The organism is Paraburkholderia sp., from assembly GCF_004298475.1.
GTDB classification, from domain to species: Bacteria; Pseudomonadota; Gammaproteobacteria; order Burkholderiales; family Burkholderiaceae; genus Paraburkholderia; species Paraburkholderia denitrificans.
Map to the genome: position 1 here is coordinate 96,327 of NZ_SCRP01000012.1, position 13,837 is coordinate 110,163.

The following is a 13,837-nucleotide window of genomic DNA, read 5'->3' on the forward strand; positions in this document are numbered from 1 at the left end:
GGCCCGATACATCGCGGCTCGCGGCGCATTTGCGCCGCGTTCGCTCATGCCTGGCCGCTTATTGCCGGCCATATTGATCGTCAAGACGCACGATATCGTCCTCGCCAAGGTACGAACCCGACTGCACTTCAATGATTTCGAGCGGCATTTTGCCGGGGTTTTCGAGCCGATGCGCGACGCCGAGCGGAATGTAGGCCGATTCGTTCTCGGACACGATAAAGCGCTCTTCACCGCGCGTGACGAGCGCCGTGCCGCGTACGACAACCCAGTGCTCGGCGCGATGATGATGCATCTGTAGCGACAGGCGTGCGCCCGGATCGACGACGATGCGCTTGACCTGGAAGCGTTCGCCGCCGTCGACGCAGTCGTAATGTCCCCACGGGCGCTGCACGAGCCGATGCGTGACGGCCTCGCTGCCGTGCTGCGCACGAATGCGTTGCACGACCTTCTTCACGTCCTGCGAGCGCGAACGGTCGGCGACGAGCACGGCATCCGCCGTCTCGACGACGATGAGATCCTGGGTGCCGAGGCATGCAACCAGCCGTCCATCCGAATGCGCGAACGTATCGCTGGCGCCTTCGAACATCACGCGCCCGTGCGCCACGTTGCCCTCGTTGTCCTTCGGCGACACTTGCCACACCGTGTCCCACGAACCGAGATCGGTCCAGCCCGCCGTGAGCGGTACGACCACGGCGGTTGCCACAGACGGATCGGTCGCGAGCGGCTCCATGACCGCGTAGTCGATCGAGTTCGACGGCGCGTGTTCGAACGCCTCGCGTCCGACGCGAAAGAAATCGCCGTCGCTGCTGCCGCTTTCGGTCGCGGCGACACAGGCCTCGTATATCGCGGGCTGGAAATGGCGGATCGCCTTCAGCCACGTGGTTGCGCGCACAATGAAGATGCCGCTGTTCCACCAGTAGCTCTTCGACGCGACGTACTGCTTCGCCAGTTCGAAATAGGGCTTTTCGACAAAACCGTTCAGGCGCCGCGCGCCATCGGGAGCGGCTGCGGCCAGCGGCTCGCCGACGTGAATGTAGCCATAGCCCACTTCGGGGCGGGTCGGCACGATACCCATCGTGACGATCTGTCCCGCCGCCGCATGACGCACGCCCTCGGCTACGGCGGCCTGGAATGCGCCGAGATCGGCGAGCGCGTGATCGGCGGGCATCACGACGAGAATGCCGTCCTGCTGTTCGGCAACGACCGAAAGCGCGGCGATCGTCAGCGCGGGCGCGGTGTCGCGGCCCACTGGCTCGAGGATGAGACGCGCACGCTTGCCTTCGTGCCGCACCTGCTCGGCGGTCGTGAAACGATGCTCTTCGTTGCACACGATCAGCAACTGATCCGCAAGCGTGACCTGTTCGGCCAGTGCATCGAGGCGTCCCGCCGTCTCGGCGAGCAGCGACCGTTCGCCGACGAGGTTGATCATTTGCTTGGGGTACTGCTCGCGTGACAGGGGCCACAGCCTCGAACCCGCGCCGCCTGCCAGCACCACGGGGCAGACCTGCAGTGTGCTGCGCGAATCGCCGCGTTCGGCCTTGCGCACCGTAGCTGTTGCGGAACCCGTTTCCATCATCTCGCTCTCCTGAAGAGGGTTTCGGTCAGACCATTTGTAGCATGCTGAAATTCATGAATTAAAAGAGGGTAATTAAGAAAATGAAAAAATAACGATTTCAGCCTGCTCCGGATTTTCTATTAAGCAGATTAGCGAGTAAAAAATAAAATAAAAAATGGCGGGCGGGCAGAAAGATATTCTGCACGAGGGCGATGGCGGTGGCTGGAAATCGGTAAGAATGCGCCATAAGCCGCCAGTGTTTCAGGCCATCAGGCAGCGAGAATCCGCAAATCTTGCCGAAAATATTCGCTTATAAAAGGCCATCCGCATAACGATACATTTGGAGATACTTTTGCGCCTTGCGGAATCAATTTTTATCGCGCCATATTAGGGTTAATTCGGATGCGATTTAACGGTGCTGGCGCGCGGTGAGCGCCGCAATCCCTAACTTGATGACGCGATGGCCACGACACAGGCCCGTGGCTGTGATTCTTTTTTTGATCCGAGGTGCCGGATATGTTTAGCGTTCTAGCCAGAATCATCGACGTTGCCGCCATTGCCGCGGGCGCGCTGGTCGCGGCCGCGCTGCATCACGGAAGGATCGTGCCGCTCAGCGACGCCGAAAGTATCGTGCTTGCGTTCAACTGCGTGCTGGCGATCTGGATGTTCCCCGCGTTCGGCATCTATCAGTCGTGGCGCGGCAAGTCGCTCTACGACCTCTTCGCCCGCGTGTGCATCGCCTGGATCGCCGCCGAAGCGACCGGCATCCTGCTCAGCTTCAGCGTGCACCGCGCGGATTCGCTGTCGCGGCTGTGGCTCGGATGGTGGGCCGTGGCTTCGGTGGTGCTCCTGATCCTGGCGAAGGCGCTCGGCTACATGGTGCTCAAGGGACTGCGCCGCGAAGGCTACAACCAGCGCGACGTGGCAGTCGCGGGCGGCGACCGCTATGGACGCTTTCTCGTCGAGCAAATGCGCCAGCACCCGGAAGCGGGTTTTCGCCCCGTGCTGCTGTTCGATGAGGATTGCGATGCCGATGTCGAAGCCACGGTGGACGGCGTGCCGGTGGAGCGCAATCTTCCGGCGATGCTCGATCGCGTGCGCGAACACGGCATTCGCGAGCTTTGGCTGGCGCTGCCGATCTCGAAGGAGCGCACGATCCATCGCATCGTGACGGAACTGCGCGATGACTTCGTGAATATCCGCTTCATTCCGGATGTGCGCGCGCTGGCGCTATTCAGCCAGCCCGTCGTGGACCTGCTGGGTGTGCCCGCAATCAATCTGGCCGCGTCGCCGATCACGGATCTGCGCGTGCTGCCCAAGCGTGCGTTCGACTGGCTCTTCGCCGCGTGCGTCCTTGCGGCACTCGCGCCGCTTCTCGCGGTGATCGCCGTGGCAGTGAAGTGCTCGTCGCCGGGGCCGGTGCTGTTTCGCCAGCGTCGCAAAGGGCTCGACGGCAACGAATTCGAAATCTACAAGTTCCGCTCGATGAAGATGCATGCGGAAAGTGCGGGGCAGGTCACGCAGGCGCGCCGCAACGATCCGCGCATCACGCGTGTGGGTGCATTCCTGCGTCGCACGAGCCTCGACGAACTGCCGCAGTTCATCAACGTGCTCAAGGGCGAGATGTCGGTGGTCGGGCCGCGCCCGCACGCGCTCGAACACGACGACATCTACAAGAATCTCGTGCGCGGCTACATGCAGCGCTATCGCATCAAGCCCGGCATTACGGGCTGGGCCCAGGTCAACGGCTTTCGCGGCGAAACGGATCGCGTGGAAAAAATGCGCGACCGCGTCCGTTTCGATCTGCATTACATGCAGCACTGGAGCTTCATGTTCGATCTGAAGATCGTCGCGATGACGATGTGGAAAGGCTTCGCAGGACAAAACGCCTATTGAGCCGGGCGGGCACGCGGCGCGCGATAGAGCCGCCGGTCCCGCCGCCGGTCATACGGTAGGCAATCGGAAATCACTTTATTTGAGGTGGGCATGAATCTGACGATCATTGGCAGCGGTTATGTGGGTCTCGTAACGGGCGCGTGTCTGGCCGACATCGGCAACGACGTGTTCTGCCTCGATGTCGACGCACGCAAGATCGAAATGCTCAATCAGGGTATCGTGCCGATTCACGAGCCGGGTCTGCAGGAGATCATCGAACGCAACCGCCGCGCGCGGCGCCTGACGTTCTCCACGGATGTCGCCGCCGCCGTCGCGCACGGCGACGTCCAGTTCATCGCGGTCGGCACGCCGCCCGACGAGGACGGTTCGGCCGACCTGCAATACGTGCTGGCCGCTGCGCGCAATATCGGGCGGCACATGAACGGATTCAAGGTGATCGTCGACAAATCGACCGTGCCGGTGGGCACCGCCGCGCTTGTGCACGACGCCATTGCAAGCGAATTGCGCAAGCGCGGTCAATCGCACATGTTTTCGGTGATGTCGAATCCCGAGTTTCTGAAAGAGGGCGCAGCGGTGGAAGATTTCGCGCGGCCCGATCGCATCGTGCTCGGCGGCAATGACGACGTGCCGGGCGAGCGCGCGAAGGAAATGATGAAGCGCCTTTACGCGCCGTTCAACCGCAATCACGAACGCACGCTGTATATGGACGTCGCGTCGGCCGAATTCACGAAGTATGCGGCGAATGCGATGCTCGCCACGCGCATCTCGTTCATGAACGAACTCGCGAATCTGGCCGACCGCGTGGGGGCCGATATCGAATCGGTGCGCCGCGGCGTCGGTTCGGACCCGCGCATCGGCTATGACTTTCTGTACGCGGGCTGCGGCTACGGCGGCTCGTGTTTTCCGAAGGATGTAAAAGCGCTGATGCGCACGGCGGAAGATTTCGGCGACCCGCTGCAGATTCTCCGTGCGGTCGAATCGGTCAACAACGCGCAAAAGCTCGTCCTCGCGCAAAAGATCGTCACGCGCTTCGGCTCGGATCTGTGCGGAAGGACCTTCGCGGTCTGGGGGCTCGCGTTCAAGCCGAATACCGACGACATGCGCGAAGCGCCGAGCCGCACGCTGATCGCCGAACTGCTCGCGCGCGGCGCGAGCGTGCGCGCCTACGACCCGGTTGCGGGCGGCGAGGCACGGCGCGTGCTCGCACTCGATCTGGCGAACGTGCCCGATCAGGCCGCGCGGCTCACCTACGCGAGCGATGCGATGGATGCCGTGGACGGCGCCGATGCGGTTGTCATCGCAACTGAATGGAAGGCATTCAAGGCGCCCGATTTCGACGTGCTGAAAGCGCGGCTGAAGTCGCCGATCGTATTCGACGGCCGCAATCTTTACGATCCGCCCGCGCTTCAGGAACTCGGCATCGAATATCACGCCGTGGGCCGCGCGAGTGCGACGCATTCGGCACGCGCACGCGCCGAGTCCGCTGTGCGGACCCAGGCCGCGTAATCGCAGCGCTCACCGCAACAACGGGCAATAAAGCGCAATAAAGGGCAACAAAGGGGCTGCCATGTTTCAGGACGTGTTGATTGTCTGTCACGCGAACGTCTGCCGCTCGCCAGCGGCGGAGCAACTGTTTCGTGCGGTCTCGCGCGAACGCGCTGGCGAGCGCAAGCACGCGTTCCATTCGGCGGGCATTCACGCGAAGGAAGGCGCGGACATGGATCCGGTGATGCAGCGCCTGCTCGAAGAACGGGGCGTGGCCGTGGGCGAGCATCGCGCGCGCCGTCTCACGCGGCGTCTCGTGCGCGCCGCCGACCTCGTGCTCGTCACGGAGCGCAAGCAGGTGTCCGTGATCGAGCGCATCGAACCCACCGCGCGCGGCAAGGTGTTCGCGCTCGGCAAGTGGGAAAACTCGGATGTCGCAGATCCGCACGGCCTCGATGAGGGCGTGTATTGCGACAGTCTCGAACTGATGGATCGTCTGGTGAAGGGATGGATGAGCCGAATATGCTAAGGAAAAAACTCACTGTAGTGCTGGCGCTGAGCGCGTTCGTTTCGGCATGCTCCACGGCGCCCGGCAACTACCTCGATACGTCGCGACTGCACGAGGAACCGTCGAATCAGCCGAAACAGCAGTTGACGGTGCATCTGATCGACTCGCAACTCGTCATGCAGCAGGCCCAGGTTGCGGCGACGCCGCAGGTGATGCCGCCATCGCGCTATCACGACGCGGCGAATTACATCTATCACATCGCGCCGCAGGACATCCTCGGCGTGACCGTCTTCGATCACCCGGAACTCACGACGCCGCAGGGCTCGACGTTCTCGGCGGGCGGCAATACCACGCAGACCGTGGGTCAGGCGCTCGCGCAGCCCTATACGAGCGCGCTGCCGGGGCAGGCCGATCCATACGGGCAGACGGTCGCTGCGGACGGAACGATCTACTTCCCGTTCGTCGGGCGCGTGCGCGCGGCGGGCAAGACGCCGGGCCAGTTGCGCGACCAGCTCGCGTCGGGACTCGGGCCATACGTGAAGAACCCGCAGGTGGACGTGCGCGTGCTCGCTTACCGCAGCCAGAAAGTGCAGGTGACGGGCGACGTGAAGACGCCAGGTCCGCTCGCCATGAGCGACGTGCCGCTGACGCTCATCGATGCGATTACGCGCTCGGGCGGCACGACCGATAACGCCGACATCAACCGCGTGCGTCTCACGCGCGGCGGCAAGCTCTACGTGCTCGACGCGGACCGCATGCTCGATGGCGGCGATGCGAGCCAGAACGTGATGCTTCAGGACGGCGACGTCATCAACATTCCGGATCGCACGGATAGCCGGATTTTCGTGATGGGCGAGGTGAAAACGCCGACGCAGACGAGCCTGATCCGCGGAAAGCTCACGATTGCCGACGCGCTTACGCAGGCGGGCGGCATTCTCGACACCGATGCGAACCCGCGCCAGGTCTTTGTGATGCGCGGGATGAAAGACAACCCCACTCAGCCGGATATCTACCGGCTCGACATGACGCAACCGGACGCGATCATGCTTTCGTCGCAATTCCAGCTCAAGCCGCTGGATGTCGTGTACGTCGGCACGGCCGCCTCGACTACCTTCAACCGCGTGTTGCAGCAGGTGCTGCCGACCATCCAGACCGTTTTCTATCTCAAGCAGATCGCGAAGTGATGCGTGTGCTGCCTCAGTACGAAGACGAACACAGTCAGGAGCAACACTTACTCATGGGGATCGAAACGTGAGCATGCAAATCATCCCGCAGGCGGCCCCGGCGGCTCGCACCGAAGAAGAGGACGTGGTCCTCGGCCAGCTACTGCGCGTCATTCTCGACGACATCGTCTGGCTCCTCGCCATTGCGGCGGCTGTGATCGGCATCGCCGTGTTTTATTGCTACGTGGCGAAGCCGGTCTATACGGCCGATACGCAGGTCCGCGTCGAGCCGGCCGACTACACGTCACAGGCGCTTACGCAAACGCAGACCGGCGCGGCGATCAATAGCGGATCGTCCGCGTCGCTGCCGACCGACGCCGAAATCGCGATGATCAAGAGCCGCAGCGTGGTCGAGCCGGTGGTCGACAAGTTCAAGCTGAACTTCTCCGTCGCACCCGTCTCGCTTCCGGTGCTCGGCAATCTGGCGAACCGGCTTGCAACGCCGGGTACGCCCGCGAAACCATGGCTCGGGCTCGACAAGTTCGCGTGGGGCGGCGAAATCGCCGACATCGATTCGATCGACGTGACGCCTGCGCTCGAAGGCAAGAAGCTCACGTTGACGGCATTGTCGAACGGACGCTTCGTCCTGCACAGTCCGGACGGCGAGCGCCTGCTCGAAGGCGTGGCGGGCGAGACTGCACAGGGCAATGGCGTGACGTTGCTGGTGAACCGGCTTGTTGCGCGCCCAGGCACGCGTTTTACCGTGGTCCGCATGAACAACCTCGATGCGATCACGGCATTCCAGAACGCAATCACGGTGCAGGAAGAGGGCAAGCAAACGGGCGTGATCGACATCGCGCTCGAAGATACCGATGCCGTGCGCGCGGCCGAAATCGCCAATGCGCTTGCGCAGTCGTATCTGCGCGTGCACGTTGCGAGCAAGCAGGCCGACGCAAGCAAGATGCTCGACTTCCTGCGCAGCGAGCAGCCGCGCCTGAAGGCCGACCTCGAAAATGCCGAAGCCGCGCTCACGGCCTACCAGAGCAAGTCCGGTTCGATCAATGCGAGCGACGAGGCGAAGATCTATCTGGAAGGCAGCGTGCAGTACGAGCAGCAGATTTCCGCCCTTCAATTGCAGATCGCTTCGCTGCAACAACGCTTTGGCGACGCGCATCCGGTGCTGATCGCCGCGCACAAGCAGCTTACCGAGCTGGAAGGCGAACGCGCCAAATACGACACGCGTTTTCGCGATCTGCCCGCGACGGAAGTTAAAGCCGTGCAATTGCAACGCGACGCCAAGGTGGCCGAAGACATTTACGTGCTGCTGCTGAACCGTATTCAGGAGCTGGCGGTTCAGCGCGTGGGCACGGGCGGCAACGTGCATATCGTCGATGCGGCGATGCGTCCGGGTAAACCTGCGAAGCCGAAGAAACTGCTGATCATTTCGGCCGCGTCGCTGCTCGGCCTGATTGTCGGCACCGGTTTCGTGCTGATGCGCCGCAATATGTTCAAGGGCATCGTCGATGCCGACCAGATCGAGCGCGCATTCCAGTTGCCGGTTTTTGGCCTCGTGCCGATGTCCACGGAGCAGACGGCGCTCGAAAAGCGCGCACCGATTCGCGGCGGCACGCGCATGCGCGAAGTGCTCGCGAACGTGCACCCGAAGGACCTCACGGTCGAAAGCCTGCGCAGCCTGCGCACCTCGCTGCAATTCAGCGTGATGGATGCGCGCAATCGCGTGGTGATGCTGACCGGTTCAGTGCCCGGCGTCGGCAAGAGCTTTATCACCGCGAATCTGGCCGTGCTGCTTGCGCACTCGGGCAAGCGCGTGCTGATGATCGACGGCGACATGCGGCGCGGCACGCTGGAACGCTACCTCGGCGGCTCGCAGGAGAACGGTTTTTCCGAACTGCTCTCGGGCCAGATCTCGCTCGATGAATCCATTCGCGCGACCGAAGTGGACAACCTGCATTTCATCTCTTGCGGGCGCCGTCCGCCCAATCCGTCCGAACTGCTGATGTCGCCGCGCCTTGGCCAATACCTCGAAGGGCTGTCGCAGCGCTATGACGTGCTGCTGATCGACACGCCGCCGGTGCTTGCCGTGACCGACGCCGCCATCATCGGCGGACATGCGGGCTCGACGTTCCTCGTGCTGCGCTCGGGCATGCATTCGGAAGGCGAGATTGCCGATACGCTCAAGCGTCTTCGCAATGCGGGCGTGCGCGTGCAAGGCGGCATCTTCAATGCGGTGCCGCAGCGTGCGCGCGGCAGCTATGCGTACGGTTACGCGGCCGCGCAGGAATATTTGAGCGCCTGATTCATGGATCGACATCATTCAAGCATCGAGCGCGCCGTTCGCGTGACCGTACTCGTGCCGACGTATCGCCGTCCCGAGGATCTGGCGCGCTGCCTGTCCGCACTGCTGTGTCAGGCGCGCTCGCCGGAGCAGATTGTTGTGGTCGCACGTGCCGACGATGAAGCGACGCACGCGTGTCTTGCCGAACACGTAACGCCGCGCGTGTTGAACGTGGAGGTGGCGATAGTCGACGCGCCGGGGCAGGTGGCCGCGCTCAATCGCGGGCTCGAAGCCGCGACGGGCGACGTAATTGCGATCACCGACGACGATGCCGCGCCGCGCAGCGACTGGGTCGCGCGCATTGCGGCGGCATTCGAGGCCGATCCGAAGCTGGGCGCGCTCGGCGGGCGCGACTGGGTCCACGAAGCGGGGCGCGTGCTCGACGGCGAGCGCGAACTGGTCGGCAAGCTGCGGCCTTCGGGCCGCATTGTCGGCAATCATCATCTCGGCGTGGGCAAAGCGCGCGAAGTCGATCTGCTCAAGGGCGCCAATATGAGCTACCGGCGCGCGGCAATCGGCAGCCTGCGTTTTGACGCGCGTTTGCGCGGCAGCGGCGCACAGACGCACAACGACATGGCCTTCAGCATGGGCGTGAAGCGCGCGGGCTGGAAGCTCGTCTACGACCCGCTCGTCGCTGTCGATCACTATCCTGCGACGCGTCCCGGCGAAGACCCGCGCAACGCGCAGACGCTCGCGTCCATGCGCAACGCCGCGTTCAATCTGCATCTGATTCTTCGCGGCCATCTTTCGCCGCTGCATCGCGAGACCGCATGGTGGTGGTATGCGCTCGTCGGCACGCATGTTTATCCGGGGCTGCTGCACGCCGGACTCGGCGCGCTGCGCGCCGGATCGCCGGGCGACGCCTTCGCGCGCTGGCGCGCGGTGCGCAACGGCGCACGCGAGGCGCGCCGCGCGCTTGCATAGCGCGTGGCCCACGATTACACGGAGGACCCTGAATGAGTAGTACGCAAGTCCACGTTCATCTGTTTTACGGCGCCGATCCGCGCCGCTATCGCAAGGGCGAGAACATCGGCAGCCTGTACGGCTACCATCACGCCCAATCCCCTGAATTCGCACTCGATTATTCGCGCGATACCGACGAACGCGTGCCCGTGCGTTTTTTGCGGCGCGCACTGAAGACGGTGTGCGGCTTCGATTTCATCCATACATGGCGCAATCGCCGCGCGATTCTGCAATCGGACGTGATCTGGACGCACACGGAGCAGGAGCATCTGGCCGTGGCGCTGCTCTTGCTGATGCATGCGCGCAAGGGCGGTGAGCGCCCGCTATTGCTCGCACAGAGCGTGTGGCTGCTCGATCGCTGGACGAACTACAGTGCGTTGCGCCGCGCGTTTTATCGCAAGCTGCTCGCGCGCGCCGATCTGCTCACCACGCTGGCAAGCGAAAACGCGGCGCTCTGCGGGCGCTATTTCGGCCGCGAAGCGCGCCGCGTGCTTTACGGCCTGAATACCAACGATTTTCCGCTGTGCCCGCCCACGCGCTGGCAGCCGCATGAGCCGGTGCGCATCGCGGCCATCGGCAACGATCGCGACCGCGACTGGACGACGCTCGTTGGCGCGCTGGGCAACGACCCGCGCTATGAAGTGCGCATTGCCACGCGCCGTCGCATGCCGTCCTCTGCGCGCGCATCGAATGTGGAGATCGTGCGCGTGTCGGGCCTGACGCAACAGCACGCGCTTTACGCGTGGGCCGACCTGATCGTCGTGCCGTTGCGCCAGAACACGCACGCCTCCGGCATCACCGTCATGCTGGAGGCCGCCGCGCTCGGCAAGCCGATGATCGCGACGAAAGTCGGCGCACTCGACGATTATTTCGACGAGCGGGCTGTTTCCTGGATCGAGCCGTCCAGTCCGCAGCAATTGCGCGATGCGGTGAATGCGTTGGCAACGAATCCGGCGCGCGCGCTCGATCAGGCTCGCGCCGCCTGCGAGCAATTGCGCACGCGCGATCTGACGACCCAGCATTTTGCCGGGCAGCACGTGCAACTCACGCGCGAAATGCTGCTCGCACGCGACGCGCAGTACGCGCGCACGGCGGCGGGAACGTCGTCTGCCGCGCGCGGGCTGCCGCGAGGAATGTGACGATGCGACTGCCGCCCGCCATGCCTCGTCCTGTTCCCGTTCCAGGTCCCATTCCCGGCCCCGTTCCCGGTCCTGCGCCCGCCGTCATGGCGGCGTCGATGCCGCCGCGCGCGCTGGCGCGCAAGCCGTCCGGCCTGCGTCGCGCGATGAGTCGCGATACGTTGGCGCCGCTTGCGCTGTGGCTCTTTACGGCGCTGCTCGTGGCCGCGCACCAGGGCACGGTGCTCACGGTGGCGTTTCCGGTGCTCGCAGTGATGACGGGCCTGTGGCTCTACTTCGTGAATCCGGTGCGCTATATCGGCTTCATGTGGTGGCTGTGGTTTCTGAGTCCGGAAGTGCGGCGTCTTGCCGACTACGGCAAGGGCGCGTTCACGCCGACCAGCCTGATCCAGGTTGCGCCGCTCGCCGTCACGATGATCAGCGGCATTTCGCTGCTGCGCTACTACCCGTTGCTCGCGCAACGGCGCGGCCTGCCGCTCCTGCTCGCGCTGGCCGGCATCGGCTATGCGTTTGTGGTGGGCGTGGTGGCGAGCGGCCCGGCCGCCGCTGTCTACGATCTTGCGAACTGGCTTTATCCGCTCCTGATCGGCTTTCACATCATGGTGCTCACGCGCCAGTATCCCGAGTCGCGCGACACGATTATCAATACGTTTATCTACGGCATGCTCGTCATGGGCATTTATGGCCTCGTGCAGTTCTTCGTGATGCCGCCGTGGGACGCGATGTGGATGATCGGTTCGGACATGAATTCGCAAGGCGACCCCGTTCCCTATGGCGTGCGCGTGTTCAGCACGATGAACTCGTCCGGGCCGTTTGCGTTCGCGATGATGGGCGCGATAGTATTCGTGATGGCGGCGAAGCACCGCGTGCGCTGGGTCGCAGCGGCGGCGGGTTTCTTTGCGTTCGCGCTGTCGCTCGTGCGTTCGACGTGGGGCGGCTGGGCGATTGCGATGCTGATTCAGTTGATGAAATCGAGCAACCGCGTGCGCGTGCGAATCATCATTAGCGCAGTCGTTCTTGCGGGCGTGTGCGTGCCGCTGCTGACCGTGGGCCCCGTGGCGGACCGTATGCAGCAGCGCCTCAATACGCTCGCGAACCTCAGCAACGACCAGAGCTACGAAGCGCGCAACCAGTTCTACGCAGACTTCGCGAAGACCGCGTTTACCGATGTCACCGGCGAAGGCCTCGGTGCAACGGGGGCCTCGACGAAGCTATCGAGCAACAACGGCCAGCTCGGCAAGTACGGCAGCTTCGACAGCGGCGTGATGAACATTCCGTTCGTGCTTGGCTGGCCTGGCACGCTGCTGTACATGTCGGGTGTGTTGTGGCTGCTGGCGCGCGCGGTGCGCGTCGCGCTGCGCATGCCTGAAGACCGTTACGTGTGCGCGTGCCTGAGTCTCGCATTGTCGATCTTCGCGATGCTCGTGTTCACCAATTCGCTGGTCGGCACAGGTGGCCTGCTGCTGTTTTCCAGCGTGTTTTCCATACTCAGCGCGGGGCACTGGCACAAGCTGACCCGGCGCGAGACCCTCTTTACGGAGGTCATCGATTGAGAGTCGCAATCGTCACGCACGTCGTGCGTCATAACGACGGCCAGGGGCGCGTCAATCACGAGATCGCGCGCGCGGCGCTGGAGGAGGGGTTCGCCGTCACGCTCATCGCATCGCACGTCGCGCCCGAACTGCTCGCGCATCCGTTGGTGACGTGGGTGCGCGTGCAACCGTCGCGCGCATGGCCGACCAATCTGTTGCGTCAACAGGTATTCGCGCTGAAGAGCGCGCTGTGGCTGCGCCAGCATCGCGCCGAATACGATGTCCTGCATGTGAATGGTTTCATTACGTGGGCGCGCGCCGATGTCAATACGGCCCACTTCGTGCACGGCGGCTGGGCGCGCAGCGAGTACTACCCGTTCGGCCTCACGCGTGGCGTGTGGTCCGCCTACCAGTTCGTCTACACGCGTGCGAATGCGGTGCTCGAGCGCTGGGCGTATCGCCGTTCGCGCGTGATTGCGGCCGTATCGCGCAAGGTGGCCGACGAGATTCGTGTGTCGGGCGGCAATCCCGTCGAGCGGCTCGATGTGATTTATAACGGCGTCGACACGCAAACTTTCGCCACGGCCAGCGCCGACCGCTTGAAGTTCGATCTGCCCGCCGACGCTTTCCTGTTGCTCTTCGTCGGCGACCTGCGCACGCCGCGCAAAAATCTCGGCACGGTGCTGCATGCGTTGAAGGCCTTGCCGGAGCACGTGCATCTCACGGTGGCCGGTTATCTGCCGGGCAGCCCATATCCCGCAATGGCGCGTGAACTGGGCATCGCGTCACGCGTGCATTTTCTCGGCCTCGTGCGCGAAATGCCGACGCTGATGCGTTCCGTCGATGCCTATGTTTTCCCGTCGCGCTACGAAGCGATGAGCCTCTCGCTGCTGGAGGCGATGGCGGCCGGTCTGCCTGTCGTGACGGCGCGCACGGCGGGCGGCGCGGAAATCATCACGCCGGATTGCGGCATCGTACTCGACGATCCCGACGATGTTGCCGCGCTCGCGCGTGCGGTGGGGCAACTCGCCGACGACACGCCGCGACGGCATGCGATGGGCGAAGCCGCGGCGCGGCTTGCGATGTCGTTCGGCTGGGCGCGCATGGCCGCGCAATACATCGCGCTGTACCGGCAGATTGCGGGCGACGCGAGCGATGTCGCGCACCGCGATGCGCACGACCTCACCCATGCCGCAATGCCGGGCGCGCATTCGCTGCAGTTCGAAGAAACGCCCTGAAT

Annotated in this window: 10 protein-coding genes; 9 read left to right on the forward strand and 1 reads right to left on the reverse strand. The window is 63.8% G+C overall.

The window, feature by feature from the left end; all coding sequences use genetic code 11:
• Positions 1-58 precede the first annotated feature (58 nt).
• A complete protein-coding gene (locus EPN59_RS07475; protein ID WP_293045797.1) occupies positions 59-1,576 on the reverse strand; it encodes a mannose-1-phosphate guanylyltransferase/mannose-6-phosphate isomerase in 1,518 nt (505 codons plus the stop codon).
• A gap of 495 nt (positions 1,577-2,071) precedes the next feature.
• Here EPN59_RS07475 and EPN59_RS07480 point away from each other — a divergent pair, with 495 nt between their 5' ends.
• From EPN59_RS07480 to EPN59_RS07520, 9 genes are all read left to right on the forward strand, one after another.
• Positions 2,072-3,451, forward strand: a complete 1,380-nt coding sequence (locus EPN59_RS07480) for an undecaprenyl-phosphate glucose phosphotransferase (protein WP_293038085.1) — start codon at positions 2,072-2,074, stop codon at positions 3,449-3,451.
• Positions 3,452-3,541: 90 nt separating this feature from the next.
• The gene (locus tag EPN59_RS07485; RefSeq protein WP_293045800.1) at positions 3,542-4,957 is read left to right on the forward strand and encodes a UDP-glucose/GDP-mannose dehydrogenase family protein; all 1,416 of its coding nucleotides are present in this window, start codon (positions 3,542-3,544) and stop codon (positions 4,955-4,957) included.
• A gap of 61 nt (positions 4,958-5,018) precedes the next feature.
• On the forward strand, positions 5,019-5,465 hold the full coding sequence (locus EPN59_RS07490) for a low molecular weight phosphotyrosine protein phosphatase (RefSeq protein ID WP_293036587.1): 447 nt from the start codon (positions 5,019-5,021) through the stop codon (positions 5,463-5,465).
• Positions 5,459-6,628, forward strand: coding sequence for a polysaccharide biosynthesis/export family protein (locus EPN59_RS07495; RefSeq protein WP_293036588.1), 1,170 nt, complete (start codon positions 5,459-5,461; stop codon positions 6,626-6,628). The genes EPN59_RS07490 and EPN59_RS07495 overlap by 7 nt, the downstream gene beginning before the upstream one ends.
• Before the next feature lie 73 nt (positions 6,629-6,701).
• A complete protein-coding gene (locus tag EPN59_RS07500) occupies positions 6,702-8,924 on the forward strand; it encodes a polysaccharide biosynthesis tyrosine autokinase (RefSeq protein ID WP_293036590.1) in 2,223 nt (740 codons plus the stop codon).
• Positions 8,925-8,927: 3 nt separating this feature from the next.
• Positions 8,928-9,887, forward strand: coding sequence for a glycosyltransferase family 2 protein (locus tag EPN59_RS07505; protein WP_293045802.1), 960 nt, complete (start codon positions 8,928-8,930; stop codon positions 9,885-9,887).
• Between the two features lie 32 nt (positions 9,888-9,919).
• Entirely contained in the window at positions 9,920-11,065 is a 1,146-nt protein-coding gene (locus EPN59_RS07510) for a glycosyltransferase (protein ID WP_293034222.1), read from the forward strand.
• A 146-nt stretch (positions 11,066-11,211) separates the two neighbouring features.
• Positions 11,212-12,618: a glucose-6-phosphate isomerase gene (locus EPN59_RS07515; RefSeq protein WP_293034225.1), complete on the forward strand. Its 1,407-nt coding sequence runs from the start codon at positions 11,212-11,214 to the stop codon at positions 12,616-12,618.
• On the forward strand, positions 12,615-13,835 hold the full coding sequence (locus EPN59_RS07520) for a glycosyltransferase family 4 protein (protein ID WP_293034223.1): 1,221 nt from the start codon (positions 12,615-12,617) through the stop codon (positions 13,833-13,835). Before EPN59_RS07515 ends, EPN59_RS07520 begins: the two co-directional genes overlap by 4 nt.
• The last annotated feature ends 2 nt before the right edge of the window (positions 13,836-13,837 follow it).